Origin of the sequence: Paenibacillus solani (assembly GCF_001277345.1) — a bacterium.
Classification (GTDB): domain Bacteria; phylum Bacillota; class Bacilli; order Paenibacillales; family Paenibacillaceae; genus Paenibacillus_AQ; species Paenibacillus_AQ solani.
In genome coordinates this window covers 2,954,242-2,971,595 of the sequence record NZ_LIUT01000001.1, presented here as the reverse complement: position 1 = coordinate 2,971,595, position 17,354 = coordinate 2,954,242, and the positions used below count along the sequence as shown (strand labels likewise).

Annotated in this window: 18 protein-coding genes and 1 pseudogene; 17 read left to right on the top strand and 2 right to left on the bottom strand. The window is 50.5% G+C overall.

Translation table 11 applies throughout. The annotated features are described in order from the left end of the window. Positions 1-39 precede the first annotated feature (39 nt). The 17 genes and pseudogenes from trhA to AM231_RS13350 all read left to right on the top strand — a co-directional run bounded on the left by trhA (position 40) and on the right by AM231_RS13350 (position 14,886). Entirely contained in the window at positions 40-687 is a 648-nt protein-coding gene (gene trhA, locus AM231_RS13420; RefSeq protein ID WP_053492602.1) for a PAQR family membrane homeostasis protein TrhA, read from the top strand. A gap of 138 nt (positions 688-825) precedes the next feature. Then, positions 826-1,182 (top strand): putative DNA-binding protein, encoded by a 357-nt coding sequence (locus tag AM231_RS13415; RefSeq protein ID WP_054402979.1) that lies wholly within the window; start codon positions 826-828, stop codon positions 1,180-1,182. A 21-nt stretch (positions 1,183-1,203) separates the two neighbouring features. Further along, positions 1,204-2,586, top strand: coding sequence for a signal recognition particle protein (ffh, locus tag AM231_RS13410; RefSeq protein ID WP_053492604.1), 1,383 nt, complete (start codon positions 1,204-1,206; stop codon positions 2,584-2,586). Between the two features lie 48 nt (positions 2,587-2,634). Further along, complete coding sequence (gene rpsP, locus AM231_RS13405; protein WP_006211361.1) at positions 2,635-2,907, top strand: 30S ribosomal protein S16; 273 nt, start codon at positions 2,635-2,637, stop codon at positions 2,905-2,907. Between the two features lie 22 nt (positions 2,908-2,929). Continuing rightward, complete coding sequence (locus tag AM231_RS13400) at positions 2,930-3,160, top strand: KH domain-containing protein (RefSeq protein ID WP_053492605.1); 231 nt, start codon at positions 2,930-2,932, stop codon at positions 3,158-3,160. A gap of 110 nt (positions 3,161-3,270) precedes the next feature. Continuing rightward, a complete protein-coding gene (gene rimM, locus AM231_RS13395; RefSeq protein ID WP_054402978.1) occupies positions 3,271-3,792 on the top strand; it encodes a ribosome maturation factor RimM in 522 nt (173 codons plus the stop codon). A gap of 3 nt (positions 3,793-3,795) precedes the next feature. Next, on the top strand, positions 3,796-4,623 hold the full coding sequence (gene trmD / locus AM231_RS13390) for a tRNA (guanosine(37)-N1)-methyltransferase TrmD (RefSeq protein ID WP_054402977.1): 828 nt from the start codon (positions 3,796-3,798) through the stop codon (positions 4,621-4,623). A gap of 202 nt (positions 4,624-4,825) precedes the next feature. Next, positions 4,826-5,203: pseudogene (locus AM231_RS30605) on the top strand (collagen-like repeat preface domain-containing protein); the annotation flags it as partial. A gap of 45 nt (positions 5,204-5,248) precedes the next feature. After that, complete coding sequence (locus AM231_RS13385; RefSeq protein ID WP_242615202.1) at positions 5,249-8,734, top strand: collagen-like protein; 3,486 nt, start codon at positions 5,249-5,251, stop codon at positions 8,732-8,734. A gap of 112 nt (positions 8,735-8,846) precedes the next feature. Further along, positions 8,847-8,990, top strand: coding sequence for a hypothetical protein (locus tag AM231_RS29080; RefSeq protein ID WP_165593400.1), 144 nt, complete (start codon positions 8,847-8,849; stop codon positions 8,988-8,990). A 239-nt stretch (positions 8,991-9,229) separates the two neighbouring features. Continuing rightward, positions 9,230-9,574 (top strand): 50S ribosomal protein L19, encoded by a 345-nt coding sequence (rplS, locus tag AM231_RS13380; protein ID WP_036642425.1) that lies wholly within the window; start codon positions 9,230-9,232, stop codon positions 9,572-9,574. 101 nt (positions 9,575-9,675) lie between these two features. Further along, a complete protein-coding gene (lepB, locus tag AM231_RS13375) occupies positions 9,676-10,293 on the top strand; it encodes a signal peptidase I (protein WP_053492609.1) in 618 nt (205 codons plus the stop codon). Positions 10,294-10,345: 52 nt separating this feature from the next. Continuing rightward, a complete protein-coding gene (ylqF, locus tag AM231_RS13370; protein WP_053492610.1) occupies positions 10,346-11,212 on the top strand; it encodes a ribosome biogenesis GTPase YlqF in 867 nt (288 codons plus the stop codon). A 279-nt stretch (positions 11,213-11,491) separates the two neighbouring features. Continuing rightward, a complete protein-coding gene (locus tag AM231_RS13365; protein ID WP_082341619.1) occupies positions 11,492-12,109 on the top strand; it encodes a ribonuclease HII in 618 nt (205 codons plus the stop codon). An 81-nt stretch (positions 12,110-12,190) separates the two neighbouring features. After that, a complete protein-coding gene (locus AM231_RS13360; protein WP_054402975.1) occupies positions 12,191-14,194 on the top strand; it encodes a hypothetical protein in 2,004 nt (667 codons plus the stop codon). Next, complete coding sequence (locus AM231_RS13355; protein ID WP_053492613.1) at positions 14,191-14,502, top strand: EscU/YscU/HrcU family type III secretion system export apparatus switch protein; 312 nt, start codon at positions 14,191-14,193, stop codon at positions 14,500-14,502. Before AM231_RS13360 ends, AM231_RS13355 begins: the two co-directional genes overlap by 4 nt. Beyond that, the gene (locus AM231_RS13350) at positions 14,503-14,886 is read left to right on the top strand and encodes a YraN family protein (RefSeq protein WP_054402974.1); all 384 of its coding nucleotides are present in this window, start codon (positions 14,503-14,505) and stop codon (positions 14,884-14,886) included. A 135-nt stretch (positions 14,887-15,021) separates the two neighbouring features. Here AM231_RS13350 and AM231_RS13345 read toward each other — a convergent pair whose 3' ends face one another. Together AM231_RS13345 and AM231_RS13340 are read right to left on the bottom strand one after the other, a co-directional pair. Continuing rightward, complete coding sequence (locus AM231_RS13345; RefSeq protein ID WP_242615139.1) at positions 15,022-15,450, bottom strand: N-acetyltransferase; 429 nt, start codon at positions 15,448-15,450, stop codon at positions 15,022-15,024. A 33-nt stretch (positions 15,451-15,483) separates the two neighbouring features. Further along, positions 15,484-17,100: a YifB family Mg chelatase-like AAA ATPase gene (locus AM231_RS13340; protein ID WP_054403644.1), complete on the bottom strand. Its 1,617-nt coding sequence runs from the start codon at positions 17,098-17,100 to the stop codon at positions 15,484-15,486. Positions 17,101-17,354: the final 254 nt, after the last annotated feature.

Below are 17,354 nucleotides of genomic sequence, written 5' to 3'. Positions count from 1 at the left end.
AACAACCCCTATAAGATTTTAAGCGAAAGGATACCTGTTATGGCCAATACTTACACATATCCACGCAGAGAAGAGATAGCGAATGCAATAACACATGGCATAGGAGCGGCACTAAGTGTTGCAGCACTGGTGCTCCTGATTGTTTTTTCAAGTTTGAAGGGCACTGCCTGGCATGTGGTTAGCTTTACGATCTACGGATCGACGATGCTCCTGCTGTATTTGAGCTCAACACTCGTACACGGCTTGAGAGACGGGAAAGCTAAGGATTTCTTTGAGTTTATGGACCACTCCTCCATTTACTTGTTTATCGCAGGGACGTATACGCCTTTCCTGCTGGTTGCCATCCGGGGAACGCTGGGCTGGAGTCTCTTCGGGATCGTATGGGGCGTTGCGCTGTTCGGTGTCGTATTTAAAGCATTCTTCGTCAAGAAGTTTCTGTTCCTCTCCACGATATTTTACATTGCGATGGGCTGGCTGATCGTCATTGCCTGGAATCCGTTAACGGCGGTTGTAGCGCCGCAAGGCATGAATTTGCTTGCCATTGGGGGCGTGCTGTACACGCTGGGCACCATATTCTATGTATGGCGGGGTTTTCCTTACCATCATGCCATCTGGCATTTGTTTGTGCTGGCGGGTTCGATTCTCCACTTTTTTGCGATACTGATTTACCTTCTTCCTATCGGTTGAACGGGCAGGAAGAAGGCTTCCTGAACATGAAGAAGGATGACAAGGGAAATGGCTTGACATCCTTCTTTGTTTTTTGTATGATAAGGTTCGTTAAGCGAACTGTAAAGTGTTTTTCCTTGACGAGGGGGGTGCCCTTAAATGAGTCAGGAGAATCGGCTCGAGAAGACGAACCGGATCAATCTTCTGTTCGATTTCTATGAGCAGCTGCTGACAGAGAAACAGCAGACTTTTATGAAATATTATTTCCATGACGATTTTTCCCTTGGAGAAATCGCAGGTGAATTTGAGATTAGTCGTCAGGCCGTCTATGAACATATCAAGCGTGCAGAGCAGGTGCTCGAGTCCTATGAAGAGAAGTTGGGGCTCCTGAGCAAGCATGAGACGCGCATCCGGGAGCTGGATAAGTTTCGGGAAATGGTGGAGAGTAGCGACCTGGGTGAACATGATAAGAATGTAATGACCGATATGGTTGAGCGATTAAAAGTATGGGATTAAGTATGAACGGAGGTGGCGGATATGGCGTTTGAAGGATTGACCAGCAGACTACAGAATGTGTTCAGCAAGCTTCGTGGTAAAGGCAAGGTGTCCGAAGAAGATGTAACAGCCGCCCTGCGTGAAGTCAGGCTCGCGCTTCTGGAAGCCGACGTTAACTTCAAAGTGGTTAAGGATTTTGTATCCAAAGTAAAAGAGAAGGCCATCGGCAAGGAAGTAATGGACAGCTTCACGCCTGGCATGGTGATCATTGACATCGTTAATAAAGAGCTGACGGAGTTGATGGGGGGAAGCCAAGCCAAACTGGCGAAGAGCAATAAGCCGCCAACGGTCATTATGATGGCCGGTTTGCAAGGTGCTGGTAAGACAACCACTTCGGGTAAGCTGGCCAAGCTGCTTCAGAAGCAGAACAGCCGACCGCTGCTCGTAGCAGGCGACATTTATCGTCCTGCTGCTATCAAGCAGCTCGAAGTACTCGGCAATCAGATCAATGTGCCGGTGTTCTCCTTAGGGGACAAGACAAGCCCGGTTGAAATCGCGAAGCAAGGCCTCCAGCATGCCAAAGATAACGGCCACGATTATGTCATTATCGATACCGCCGGTCGTCTTCATGTTGATGAAGAGCTGATGGAAGAATTGAAGCAGATTCACAGCGTGGTGAATCCTGATGAAGTTCTGCTTGTTGTTGACGCGATGACGGGTCAGGATGCGGTGAATGTAGCGGAAAGCTTCAATCAGCAGTTGACGCTCACAGGCGTCGTGCTTACGAAGCTGGATGGCGATACCCGCGGTGGTGCCGCTCTGTCAGTTAAAGCGGTAACCGGCTGCCCTATCAAATTCGCTGCTCTTGGTGAGAAGATTGATGCGCTTGAGCCGTTCCATCCGGAACGGATGGCTTCGCGGATTCTTGGAATGGGCGACATGCTGTCTCTTATCGAGAAAGCACAATCGAACATTGATGCAGACAAAGCGAAGGAAATGGAACGTAAAATGCGGAATGCCGAATTTACGTTCGAGGATTTCCTGGAGCAGATGGATCAGGTCAAGAAGCTCGGTCCTCTGGATCAGCTGATGGATATGATTCCAGGTATGGGCAAGATGAAGCAAGCCAAGGATCTCAAGGTTGACGAGAAGCAGATGGGACGCATTGAGGCTATTGTCCACTCCATGACAACAGAGGAGAAGCAGCAGCCTGACATTATCAATCACAACCGTCGCAAACGGATTGCGGCAGGCAGCGGTACTTCGCTGGCTGAAGTAAACCGGCTCATCAAGCAGTTTGACGAGATGCGCCGCGTAATGAAACAGTTCTCTGATATGATGGGACCTAAAGGCGGCAAGAACAAAGCGCTAAAACAGCTAAAAGGCCTGACTGGCGGAAAAGGCATGAAGTTCCCGTTCCGTTAAGTTCGGATTCTATTGAATGGACATTCTTTGAAGGAGGTGAATTTTCAAATGGCAGTACGTATTCGTCTGAAACGCATGGGTGCTCACAAGGCTCCTTTCTACCGCGTGGTGGTTTCTGATTCCCGTTCCCCGCGTGATGGCCGTTTTATCGAGGAAATCGGTTATTATAACCCGGTTGCTCAACCGGCTGAAGTTAAAATCGATGAAGAAAAAGCACTGAACTGGCTTCAAAATGGTGCGCAAGCATCTGACACTGTTCGCAACTTGCTTAGCAAAGCGGGCGTAATGAAGAAGTTTCATGAGCTGAAGCATCAGAAATAAGAGCTGATCGCGAGGGTTATCTATGGAAGAATTAGTTCGCGTTATTGCTAAGGCTTTAGTGGATCATCCAGAAGATGTGACTGTAAAGACCGTTGAGAAGGAGCACTTGATTGTCTATGAGCTGTACGTGCATCCTGACGATGTCGGGAAGGTCATAGGCAAGCAAGGGCGTATCGCCAAATCATTGCGTACAGTCGTAACATCGGCGGCGGTTAAAATGGATACTCGGGTAACCGTTGATATCATTTCTTAAAATATACGAAAGGGGGTTAGGATGCATGTCCTAGCCCTTTTTCGTACATGCTGAAGAAATCAGCGGTCATACCAGCGTGAACGTTTATTAAGTGATGCAGGAGGAACACCATGTCTGAAAAGTTGTTTACCGTAGGCAAAATTGTGAACACACACGGCATCCGCGGAGAGGTTAAGGTGGTGCCGCATACGGATTTTGCCGACCAGCGTTTCGCTGCCAAAAGCAAGCTTTACCTTGTTACGGAAAAGGGAGGCAAAATGGATGTTACAGTCGAAGCTTCCCGCTTCCATAAAAATATGTATGTCCTTAAATTTAAGGAGCTTCACGGTATAAATGAAGTAGAGAAATACAAGGGCTCACTTCTGAAGATTACAGCTGATCTGCAAGAGGAGCTTCCGGAGAACGAATACTATTTCCATGAAATTATTGGCTGCAAGGTTATGACCGATGAAGATCCCGCTGAGGAGCTGGGCACAATCTCCGAAATCTTGACGCCAGGAGCTAATGATGTGTGGGTAGTAAAAACCCCTCAGGGCAAAGAAGTTCTCCTTCCGGCCATACCGGATGTTGTGCTTGATGTTGATAAGGAAGCGAAGCTTGTCCGCGTGCATCTTATGGAAGGGTTGTTATAGTTCATGCGGATTGATGTATTAACACTATTCCCCGAGATGTTCGATGGGGTGTTCCACACAAGTATTCTAGGTAAAGCGGCCGAGAAACAAATTGTGAGCCTGAACGCTGTGAATTTCCGTCAGTATGCCGGAAACAAGCATGGGCAGGTGGATGACACTCCGTATGGCGGCGGAGGGGGGATGGTATTAAAACCGGACCCGATTTTTGCCGCGGTAGAGGATATCCTTGCTTCTGATCCGAATGAGTTTTCGAATCTTGAGGAGGGAACTCATCCTGCTGGTGAGATTTCGGCGGAAACATCAAGTGCAGTCAAGCCACCACGGGTCATCCTGATGTGTCCGCAAGGAGAGACTTTTACGCAGAAGAAGGCGGAAGAGTTGTCTCAGGAGGAGCATCTGGTGTTTATATGCGGGCATTATGAAGGTTATGATGAACGGATTCGCGAGTTTCTTGTTACGGACGAGTTATCTATCGGAGATTATGTACTGACAGGCGGCGAATTACCCGCCATGGTGGTCATTGATTCTGTCGTACGGTTATTACCTGGAGTGCTCGGCAATGAAACTTCAGCAGTGACGGATTCATTCAGCACAGGTTTGCTGGAATACCCGCACTACACACGCCCGGCTGAGTTTCGAGGCTTAAAGGTGCCGGATATTTTGCTGAGCGGTCACCATGCGAATATAGAGGTGTGGCGTCGTGAACAAGCACTCAAACGAACATGGGAGCGCCGCCCCGAGTTGTTGGAGGAGTTGGAGCTTTCGAAACGGGATAAGGCGTATCTAGAGAAATTACGTACCCAAAGCGGCAAGGCAAAATTAAATGAATAGAATGTAAGACCAAAAGAGAGGGCTTCTCATAAATAGCCTTCTCTTTTTTTTGTTGCTTGTCATTCGGAGGATCTCCGAACTTATTGTTCGCCTAGTGAATAGTCTGAATATATGGGTGTTTGCTGAGTCGTAGAGAAGCCAGGACGAGGAGTGAAGCACATTGGATTCCCCACGGAGAGGAAATCGCGGCAAATTGAAGTGCATGCCTTCACGAAAAATAGCGCTCAGGCGAATAAGGTTAAAAGAGCTTAGGATGAGTCGCACGGTTTGGTCGATTCGTCAATTAAGAGTGCTTGTCCGCATATTCATTGAGCAACCGGTTAATGAAAACTTCATTCGGTTAAAAAGACAAGTTCGAAGAGTTCAAATATTATTGTCTTCGAATATGTCACTTTCAAAAACCGACAAGCGATTTATTCGAATGGCGGCGGAGCAAGTATTGATTATACCTAATACGAACAATAGCAGAGAAATTATAGTTCAAATAAACTTTTTTGCAGTATTTATCCTCTCATATGGTGAGCGTATCGGAATAGGAAGATTGATTCGATCATACGTTCTTGAAATTAGCAGTATGCTCAATAGATGGGGGAATGCTCAAGAAAGAATGGACTTGATCCCATTAATGAATGTGGTCGATAATCTCCCGTTATATATTGCGGACGCGGTGACGAGCCCAGGGATGGACTCCACGAATAGATTAGGAGTTGTTTTTGAAGACATCAACCAGCAATTATCCCGTTTAGGGACTTCTGCGACGCAACTGGGTGCTTTGCAGACAGCGTCTCAGGATGTTTTGGCATCGCTGTCGCAAGACGTCTCTCCGCTGCAAGTGAATGATCGATTGATGAACTATACCAATATGCTTGGAGAAACGGTAACGACTTTGGATATACCGGCAACCGATCGCAATGCGTTGTTGTTTTCTTTATTGTCTGTTTCAAGAATGAGTGCCGAGAGTATCCAGAGTATGATGATGCAGGATTTCGTGGAAAATGTACAAGATCTAACGGGGCCCACTGGCGAAACAGGAGCCACCGGCCCCCAAGGAGTTCCGGGTGACCCTGGAGCAACGGGAGCAGCGGGAGCAAGAGGGGCGACGGGAGCAGCGGGAGCAAGAGGAGCAACGGGAGCAGCGGGAGCAAGAGGGGCGACGGGAGCAGCAGGAGCAAGAGGATCAACGGGGACCGGTGCCACTGGAGCCACCGGAGAAAGAGGAGCAACAGGAACCACAGGAGGAACCGGGTCAATAGGTGCAACTGGCCCAACAGGAGCTACCGGAACAGTAGGTGCTACCGGCGAGAGGGGAGCAACAGGTGAACGGGGAGCCACCGGAGTTGCAGGATCAACGGGAGTAACAGGATCAACGGGAGTAACAGGATCAACGGGAGTAACTGGAGCAATGGGGACAACAGGGGCAACTGGAGTAACAGGAGCAACAGGTGTAACAGGAGTAACTGGTGCAACAGGAGCAACGGGTGTAACAGGAGTAACTGGGGCAACCGGAGCAACGGGTGTAACAGGAGCAACGGGAGCGACAGGAGTAACCGGTGTGACAGGTGAAACAGGAGCAACAGGGGAAACGGGAGCAATAGGTGTAACAGGAGCAACCGGAGCCACAGGCGCTATAGGAGAAACCGGGGCAACGGGTGCCACAGGAGCAACCGGAGTGACAGGAGCAACAGGAGCAACGGGAGCAACAGGAGCTACAGGTGTAACAGGAGTAACTGGGGCAACCGGAGCCACCGGAGCAACCGGAGAGACAGGAGCCACCGGAGAAAGAGGAGCAACAGGGGCAACGGGAGTAACTGGTGTAACAGGAGTAACAGGAGCCACGGGAGCAACAGGTCTAACAGGAGTCACAGGTGCAACAGGAGTAACGGGAGCAACGGGAGCCACAGGAGCAACAGGAGTCACAGGAGCAACTGGTGCAATAGGAGTTACGGGAGCAACCGGAGCAACAGGAGTCACAGGTGCAACAGGAGCAACGGGAGTCACAGGAGCAACAGGAGCAACAGGAGTAACAGGAGTCACAGGAGCAATAGGTGTAACAGGTGAAACAGGAGCGACAGGAGCAACAGGAGCAACAGGAGCAACTGGTGTAACTGGATCAACAGGAGCAACGGGAGCCACAGGATCAACGGGAGCAACAGGAGTAACAGGAGCTATAGGAGCTACAGGGGTAACAGGAGCTACAGGGGTAACAGGAGCAACAGGAGTCACAGGAGCAACCGGAGCCACAGGCGCTACAGGAGAAACCGGGGCAACGGGTGCCACTGGAGTAACTGGTGTGACAGGTGAAACAGGAGCAACAGGAGCTATAGGAGCTACAGGATCGACAGGAGCAACGGGTGCTACCGGTGCAACGGGAGCCACAGGAGTAACGGGAGCAACCGGAGCAACAGGAGCTATAGGAGCAACAGGTGTAACAGGAGTAACTGGGGCAACCGGAGCCACAGGCGCTACAGGAGAAACCGGTGAAACCGGAGCTACAGGGGTAACAGGAGTCACAGGAGTCACAGGAGTCACAGGAGCAACCGGGGCAACAGGAGCTACAGGAGCAACAGGAGTAACTGGTGAAACAGGAGTGACAGGAGCAACGGGAGTCACAGGAGCAACAGGTGTAACAGGTGTAACAGGTGTAACAGGAGTCACAGGAGCAACCGGAGCAACCGGAGCCACAGGCGCTACAGGAGAAACCGGGGCCACCGGAGCCACAGGCGCTACAGGAGAAACCGGGGCCACCGGAGCCACAGGCGCTACAGGAGCAACCGGGGCAACGGGTGCCACAGGAGAAACCGGAGCAACAGGAGCAACAGGAGTCACAGGAGCAACGGGAGTCACAGGAGCTATAGGAGCTACAGGTGTAACAGGAGTAACTGGGGCAACCGGAGCCACCGGGGCAACCGGAGCCACCGGGGTAACAGGAGCTACAGGGGTAACAGGAGCAACGGGAGCAACCGGAGCAACCGGAGCAACAGGAGCCACAGGAGCAACAGGAGCAACGGGAGTCACAGGAGCAACAGGTGAAACAGGAGCAACCGGAGCAACCGGAGCTACAGGCGCTACAGGAGCAACCGGGGCAACGGGAGAAACTGGTTCGACAGGAGCAACCGGAGCAACAGGAGCAACGGGAGTCACAGGTGTAACAGGAGCAACTGGTGAAACAGGAGTTACGGGAGCCACAGGGGTAACAGGTGCAACCGGAGTAACCGGAGCAACTGGTGTAACAGGAGCAACGGGATCGACTGGAGCAACTGGAGAAACTGGTGCGACTGGAGAAATGGGAGTTACCGGTGCAACGGGAGTCACAGGAGCAACAGGAGCCACAGGAGCAACAGGAGCAACAGGAGCAACAGGAGTCACAGGAGGAACAGGAGCCACCGGAGCCACAGGCGCTACAGGAGAAACCGGGGCAACGGGTGCCACAGGAGCAACCGGAGTGACAGGAGCCACCGGAGCAACAGGAGCAATCGGAGTAACTGGTGCAACCGGAGCAACGGGAGCAACGGGAGCAACGGGTGTAACCGGAGTGACAGGAGCAACAGGTGTAACAGGAGCCACCGGAGCAACGGGAGCAACGGGAGTCACAGGAGCAACAGGAGTCACAGGTGCAACCGGAGTAACGGGAGTAACCGGGTCAATAGGTGCAACTGGCCCAACAGGAGCTACCGGCGAGAGGGGAGCCACCGGTCCTACAGGATCCATTACCCTCGTGGGCGGTAGTGTGATCTATGCCAGCAACGGAGTAGTACAAAATGTGGCTACCAACTCGCCAGTTACTTTTTCTTCAAGCACGCTTCAAGGTGTAACATTTAATGGCACCACGACGCTGACCATCGTGACTGCAGGTTTTTATTACTTTGATTGGCAGGTATCCATTGAAAATGGTCAGGTGGCTCCCAATACGTTTGGAATCGTTGTAAATGGTAATACTGCCAGTGGGGCGAGCATGAATTCGAATTCAACCAACGCGGAAGTGTCGGGATCAGCAGTCATAAATCTGAGTGCGGGTAATACCGTTGGCTTGTATAATTTATCTCCCGTAACAAAAGCAATCACGGCTCCTCAAACGGCCGCAAGGATTTCTATTTTCAGAATCGGCTCTTAGATCCGTTCGTATGCTTCGATGTCATTTTTTTAGCAAGGTTGATGCAGCTCCAGTATTACTGGGTAATAATAATCAGTTGAGAATTACTCAAGGCTAGGAGGCAACTTGAATCATGACAGAGCATAGACAAACAAGCGAAGCGAGTATTGAAGAAACAAAACATACAGAGGTACATTTTGAGACAGTTGACGACATTCTTGAATATTATAGTGAACGCCATAAAGGTTTACAGGAATCGAATAAAAGGATGAATTAAGCGTGTGGAAACCGCGGTCGGAATTTAGCTGACTGCGGTTTTTTTATGAAAATTGAGGGATCTGTGAAAGATCAATTTACCAACACGGGGTGTCAAGATAAACTACTTGATTCAATTCGCAAAGTGTGTTAATATTTCTTTTGTTGTGAATACGGTGGTCCGCTGCGGATAATGAAGGAAATACATATAATTTCCGGAAGATGCAAGAACGCCTGTGTGAGAGGAGGGAGTCATAGATGATGAATATCGTTCAAGCGATTACTGAAGAACAACTGCGTAAGGATATTCCGAGCTTTCGTCCTGGTGATACTTTGAAAGTACACGTTAAGGTTATCGAGGGTACTCGTGAGCGTATCCAGTTGTTTGAAGGTGTAGTTATTAAACGTCGCGGTGGCGGAATCAGTGAGACTTTTACCGTTCGTAAAATTTCTTACGGTGTTGGTGTGGAAAGAACTTTCCCAATCAACTCGCCTAAAATCGATAAAATCGAAGTGGCTCGCCGTGGTAAAGTGCGTCGTGCGAAGCTTTATTATCTTCGTGAACTGCGCGGTAAAGCAGCGAGAATTAAAGAAATTCGTCGTTAATTACAAGGCGGTGAGGGGGGCTTGTGCGTATATACAAGCCCCTTTTGTATATCCAAAAATCGTGATAGTGTGAAAGCGATCTATAGAGAGGACGGTGGGTTATGGAGAAAGAACAACACCAGGAGGCAATTGAAACTAATGTGGGAAAACCGGCCAAGAAGGCTAAAAATGAGCTTGTAGAATGGCTGAAAGCTCTTCTCATTGCTCTGGTTCTCGTTATTCTCATTCGCTGGCTTCTCTTTAAACCGTTTATTGTGCAAGGTCCATCTATGGAGCCTAACTTTGTATCCAATCAGAAACTGATCGTTAACGAAATTCTGTTCGATATCCGCAAACCGGAGCGTGGGGAAGTTATCGTGTTCCATGTTCCTGATGAGGGCAGAGACTTCATTAAACGCGTGATTGCGGTAGCTGGTGATACGGTCAAAGTTGAAGGCGATCAGGTTTTTGTCAACGGGGAGCTTGTGAATGAGCCCTACATACAAGAAGCGATTGATCAAGCCCATGCTGAAGACAGATTGTACAACAGCACAACCAATTTTCCGAACTCGTTCGTTCAGGACGGTGTTGTGCCAGAAGGACATGTATTTGTAATGGGGGATAACCGTTCCAACAGTACGGACAGTCGTATGATAGGATATGTTCCTTTTGGGGATATTATTGGTCGTGCAGACTTGATCTTCTGGCCGATTAAAGACATAGGGCTCATCAACCATTAGCCTGGCGCTATAAAACGATGAAAAGTTTGCAGGTACAGTGGGGTGACGACGTTTGACAATACAATGGTTTCCTGGACATATGACCAAAGCGCGCCGCCAAATTCAGGAGAAGCTGAAGCTGATTGATGCCGTCATTGAGCTCATCGATGCAAGACTTCCGCTCTCAAGCCGAAATCCGATGATTGACGAGATTTTGCAGAACAAGCCGCGCCTTATCATCATGAATAAAGCCGATCTGGCCGATCCTGAGGTTACAAGGCAATGGCAGGCCTACTTCAAAGAACAGGGCCTTACCGCGTTCCCTGTAGATGCATACACAGGGACAGGCGTCAAAGATATACCGAATCAGATAAAATTGCTGTTGAAAGAGAAGATCGATAAACAAATCTCTAAGGGGATGAACCCTCGCGCCATGCGTGTGCTCATCGTGGGTATACCGAATGTAGGTAAGTCCACGCTGATTAACAGGCTTGCTGGCCGCAACATCGCCGCTACGGGAGACCGTCCGGGTGTAACCAAAGGGCAGCAGTGGATAAAGGTAACCGGTGGTGAAATGGAGCTGCTTGATACTCCGGGTATTTTATGGCCGAAGTTTGAGGATCAGAATGTAGGGTACCGTTTGGCCGTTACCGGCGCCATCAAAGAGGAGATTTTGAACGTAGAGGATATTGCTTTTTTTGCGATCAAATACTTCACAAACTATTATTGGGAAACGATGAGCGAGCGCTTTGACCTTAAAGAGCGCCCAACGGATCTGGACAACCCTGATGAGATTGTCGCGGTTATGGAAGCAATAGGAAGAAAACGCGGCTGTATCGTCAGCGGCGGAAGAGTCGATTTGGAAAAAGCCTCAAGTATTTTCCTGCGTGAGCTTCGCGCCGGAAAGCTGGGGCGTTATTCGATGGAATCTCCTTATTAAATAAGGGCTTATCGCCTTTATATTTAATACAAGACAACCAACCTCCGAAGACAAGGAGGTTGGTTGTTTTGCAGGTGGATAATAATTGCTTTAAGTCTAAATTTAAAGATGGCTCCTGATTTTTGTCGGGGGTCATCTTTTTTATATACGAAATGCACGAGTGACGCCCCCTGTCATGTATGATAATCTAGAAGAGTGACTAGATTCATAGAATGTAATGAAACACCGTATGTGTGGGATGGATGCAAGCGGTAATTTGGAACCAAAGGGGTTATACCTATGACAGATTTATTAATGTACGAGCGTGAGTACTGGAGCCGTTATATACATATTGCAGGTATTGATGAAGTCGGACGCGGATGTTTGTTCGGCGATGTGGTCGCCGCGGCGGTCATTATGCCGGAAGGGGTAGTCATTGAAGGGATTAACGATTCCAAGAAACTTAGCGCAAAGAAGCGGGATGCACTTTACGATCTCATCATGGAACAGGCACTGGCCGTTGGCGTTGGATTGGTAGATGCAGAAACCATCGACAGGATCAACATTAAACAAGCAGCCAGGCTTGCCATGAAGATGGCCATCGAACAAATGGCTGTCGAACCTCAGTTTTTGCTCGTGGATGCCGAGAAGGTCGATTGTAATATTCCCCAGCGCGCTATCATAAAGGGCGATGCCAATAGTCAATCTATTGCTGCTGCCTCTATTGTAGCCAAGGTCACTCGTGACAGATTATGTGAGAATGAATGGGAAGCGCGATATCCTGAGTACGGGATCGCCGTGCATAAAGGCTACGCAACCAAGTTTCATCGGGAACAATTACAGCGATATGGGCCCACAGCCATGCATCGCAGAAGTTTTTTGAAAAACATGGAGATCGAGCAATTGTCATTATTCTAGATTCCAATGCAGCCCGCCCTTGCCAAAAGGCGGGCTGCTGCCGATATATAAAGGTAAATGGAAGGTGTGGGAGGAACTATCGTGAACATCGGGTCGTTGATTCGCGGTCTTCTGGGAGATCAAAAGCCTGGAGACGCGAAGACATTGGAATTAAAGCCGGGTCAGGTCGTCCGCGGTGTAGTAATGAACGTGTCGGAAGACGGCCAGGAAGCGACGGTGCAGATCCAGGGCATACAAGTAAAAGCTCAACTGGAGACGCCGCTTCGAGCTGGGGAAACAGCCCTGCTTCAAGTTCAGCCGCCGGGAGAAGGGGGCCAGGCGGTGCTTAAACCGCTGAGTCATTTGCCAGGACAGCCTTTGTCTCCTTCTTCCATGGCCGAGGTGCTCGATTTTGCCGGGCTCCCGGATACGAAAGAGAATCGGGAAATGATCCGGGGCATGCAAAGCGCAGGGGTTCCATTAACGAAAGAAAATATAGCTATGTTTCGTGAGGCTTTGGCTGTGAAGCCGCCACAGATTCCAGCTGCGGAGTGGGCAGAGTCTGCTGCGATTGCTTTTCACCGCGGGTTGCCGGTTTCGCCTGAAAGTGTAAGAGGTCTGCATCAGGCGGTATTCGGGCCGCAGCTGCATCAATTGCTGCAATCCTTGGAGCAGCAGTTGGCCTCTGTGACAGGTCATGTCGCCGGGAGTCCGGCGGATGCTGGAAAAAGTGCAGCTTCTGGAGCATCAGCGACAGGTACTGGCGGAGAGGCACCGGGGATGGCACCGCAGCCAACAGCGGCTGGACACAGTGCCGCTGCCAATGCTGCGCAGGCCAGCACAGGTCAGCAGCAAGGCATGCTGACGAAGCTGCAGGGCCTGCTGCAGCAGCTGCGCAGCGAGCTGGCGCAGCCATGGGCCAGCGGCGGCACGGCTGCGCCTGCCGCCGGCCAAGCCGCCGCCGCACCCACGGGAGCGGCGGCGGCTCCTGGCGAAGGCCCTTTGGGCCCTTCGCCAAAGCCGCCCACCCCGGATGCGGAGCCGTGGGTGGGGCGGCTGTTGAAGCTGCTCGGTGCAGAGCACGAGCAGCAGGCTTTGCGCGGGGCCGGTACGGGCCCCGCGGGCGAAGCGGCGCGCCCAGGCGCCGCTTCTTCTGGCGGGCAACCGGCAGCCGTGCTGCCGGGTAGCGGCCAAGCTGCGGCTGCAGCTCCCCAAGCCGCGACGGGAGCGAATGCGACTGTACCCGCATCCGCTTCGCCTTCTGCAGGGCAGCAGACCGCTGCTGCGGGTCAAGCTGGCGGGCAGGCTGCTTCACCTCCTGCCGCCGTCACTTCTGGCAGCAATGGGGCCGCAGCGGCTGTGCCCGGTTCTACTGGCACGCCAGGAAATGCAGTCCAGGCGAACCCGCAAGCTGCACCTAATGCCCAGGGGGGCATAGTGAACCAGCCTGGCATCACACAGCAGCATATGCCATCTGTGCAGCAGAGCAACATGCCTGCAGGGCAACAGGCTACCATGGCTTCAGCGCCATCAAGTGACTCGACGGTTGCTCTGCAAGATACATTAAAAGGGGTATTACTGCAGGTGTTGTCTAGTCAAGACGCTCCGCCCGCAGTTAAGGAAGCGGCTCAGCAAATCGTGCAGCATCTGACAGGCCAGCAGCTATTGTTGAATACGGATCGAACAGCGCCGTTTGCACAAGTTACCATATTCATTCCATTGCAGGGTGCCGATGGGGAACAAACGGCATCGGTACATATTCAATCACGAAGAGGGCGCAAAGGGGAGCTGGATGCGACGAACTGCAGGCTGCTCTTTGATTTGGACATGAGCTTCTTGGGAACTACCCTAATCGATGTACAGGTTGTTGACCGTATTGTTAGCCTTAACTTTCGGAATGACCAGAGCTTTGCTGCCGAGCTGTTTGAGGGCAGAAAGCATGAGCTGGCTCAAGCCGTATCTTCGATTGGGTATCAATTACTTAGCGTAAAAACAGAGCCGCTGCCGGCCGCCTCTCATGTGATATCAGATACGTCTATGTCTGTGCAGGGAACGGCTGCAGAGTATACCCCTCAGGTTTATAAAGGGGTGGATATGCGGATATGAGCGACCGGGAGAAAGATCAAGAGACGCTAACGGCCATGAAAAAGGCGGTCGCTCTCAAATATACGCCTGGTGAGAGTGAAGCCCCGATCGTAGTGGCTAAAGGACAAGGCAAGCTGGCAGAATCGATATTAGATAGAGCCAAAGAGCATGGCGTACCTGTGCAAGAGGATGCGGCTTTAGTGGAGATTCTCTCCAAGCTGGATTTGGACCAACAGATACCAGCGGAGCTCTATCAGCTGGTAGCGGAAGTGCTGACATATGTTTATCAGGCAGATCGCCAAGCGAGGGATGGAGGAAGGATGACGTAAATGACCTCTTCATTCGGAAAGAAGGACAATCGCAAACAAAAAGGAGCCGCTGCAGAAGAACTGGCTGCCGCAGCCCTGATTGAGAAGGGCTTTCGAATTCTGGACAGGAATTGGCGCTGCCGCTTTGGTGAATTGGACATCGTAGCTGAAAGTGGAGATATCATAGTGGTGATTGAGGTAAGGAGCCGAAGCGGAACGACGAATTTCGGAACCCCCTCCGAATCGGTGAATGCCCGCAAAATGATCCAGGTTCGAAATACGGCCCAGCAGTACATACATCAGAAACATTATTACGAACGGCCGATTCGATTTGACGTTATCTCGGTCATGTTAGACGTGGATTTGACAGCTATCTCGATGGAACATATTGAGAATGCATTTTAAACGGAATACGATCCCAAGAAATTCAACAAAAATTACAATAATAAAGAAGGTGATGCAGCTCAATCCATCACCTTCTTTGCGTATTGCAATTTATTTTTTCATAATGAGCACACGTTCGGACCGTGTGTCTCTAGTTCATACCGGCTTTGATTCCTTATTCCAGATCATGATTAGCTCCCTCTGTCCCGTACTACGATCCAAGGTTTCTTCCTGTACTTTGAAACCATTCTTTAGGTAGAAGCGGAAAGCGCTCTGGTTCTCCTCATATACCTGAAGCTTCAATTCATTTCGAAGCTCCATGGTATGGTGGAGCAGCGCTCCTCCATATCCTTGATGTTGACGGGGTGTGCGAACAAATAATGCTGCAAGATGATCCTCTACAAGTGAGATAAAGCCATGCACTTGACCGTTCTCCTCAAGCAGATAGGTTTCAGCCATCGGAAGGTAAACGTTCCGCATCTCTTCTATTTTAGATTTCCAGTATGGGGCTGGAATAAAATGATGGGCTTCTATGGATGTAGTAAGCCATATGTCGATAATGTCATTCATATCTAGGTCACTCATCGGTCTGATGATCATGGTTGTTCACTCATTTCATTAATGGGTTGTTTCTTCGGTCATAATTTGCTGGCGATCCAGCTGGCGATATTGAATGGCTTCAGCAACATGCTGGCTTTGTATCCCATCGGAAGCCTCCAAATCGGCAATGGTTCTGGCCAGCTTTAAGATGCGGTCATAGGCGCGCATGCTTAGACCCAGCGTGTCAATGGTTGTCTGAAGAAGTTCCGCCGATTCTTTATTCAGCACGGCATGAGTCCTTAGGAAACTGCCGAATAGTTCACTGTTCCAGTAGAAGGGAAGGCTCTTGTATCGCTTCATTTGCAGCGCTTGGGCAGCAAGAACCTGTTCCCGCATCTCCAGGGAGGACAGCGGCGCTTTATTACCTGGCCATTCCTTGGGCCGGGGCACATCGACCTGCAGGTCGATCCGATCCAGCAGCGGCCCTGATATTTTGGCGCGGTATTGAGCGATCCGGGAAACACTGCAGGTACATCTTTGGTGAGGATGATCGCTGCCATAATAACCGCACGGACAGGGATTCATTGAACAGGCCAACATGAAGTGCGCCGGGAAGGTAAATACGGCCCGTGCCCGGCTGATGGTCACCTCACGATCCTCCAAGGGCTGCCGCAGAACTTCCAGCACATGCCTTGAGAACTCGGGGAGTTCATCCAGGAAGAGGATCCCTTTGTGGGCCAGACTGACCTCGCCTGGCTTGGGAATGGTGCCCCCACCGATAAGTCCGCCTGCCGATATAGTATGATGCGGAGAGCGGAAGGGACGTCTTCTCATCAGTCCTTCCGAGGGTTTTAACTTTCCGGCTGCGCTGAAGATTTTGGTCGTAGTCAGCGCTTCTTGATCAGCCAAGGGCGGCAGTATGGTGGGAAGTCGCTTCATGAGCATCGTTTTGCCGGTCCCGGGAGGACCGATTAGCAAGATGTTGTGCATCCCTGCCGCGGCGATTGTAAGGGCTCGTTTAATATGCTGTTGTCCTATTACGTCTTTGTAGTCTTCAAGCTGCATGTCCTGAGGGTAGCTATGCCGCGTGGTGTCTGCATGCATGGATCGATCATACTTAAGCTTGGACAGCGAGACGGTTCGCATGGTAGTTCCTTTTTTCCCAATTCCAAGCGCCTCCAGATTCTCGTCTGCTCCATCCGGGACCAATTCCTTCAAGTGCTGAATTCCGTAGACTTCCATTCCCGTAATTAGAGCAGCTTCTGATGCATTTTCACGGGGGAGCAGAACTCCGGTATATCCTTCTTTTTTGGCTTGTTCTACCATAGGGAGAACCCCGGTAATGGGTCTAAGCGTTCCATCGAGTGCCAACTCGCCAATAATTAATAATTGTCTGGCATCTGCGAAAGACCATTGCTCGCTTGTCAGCAGAATACCAATGGCGATCGCCAGATCAAAGGAAGAGCCCTCTTTACGCAGATCGGCTGGAGCGAGATTGACGGTTACCCTCTGTAAAGGATAACTAAACCCGCAGTTTTTGATCGCTGCCCGGACCCGCTCTACAGATTCGCGAATGGACGAGTCCGGAAGGCCAATAATGGTCGTCTGCGGTAAACCGTTCGCAAGGTCGATCTCTACCTGTATGACCACACCGTCAATGCCGTGCAAGCAAGCACTATGAAGTTTTCCGTACATCATAAAAGCACCTCTTTTTCGATATCATTGGATTGAATACATTGCAGAATATCCGTGATTCGAAAAGGGTGCTTCCTCATTTTCGTTAGGGGGATTCTTGTCCGTATTGTAAAAGTTTACCTCTTCGCTGTCAATTCATGTTGCGAGATTGATACAAAAAGAAAGGACCCCCTGCTCTGAAGTTACCCCCGTCAAGTAGACAGTTATAATATAAGAGCACTAAGCAACCTTGGTTCGGTACTCCACCGGACTAA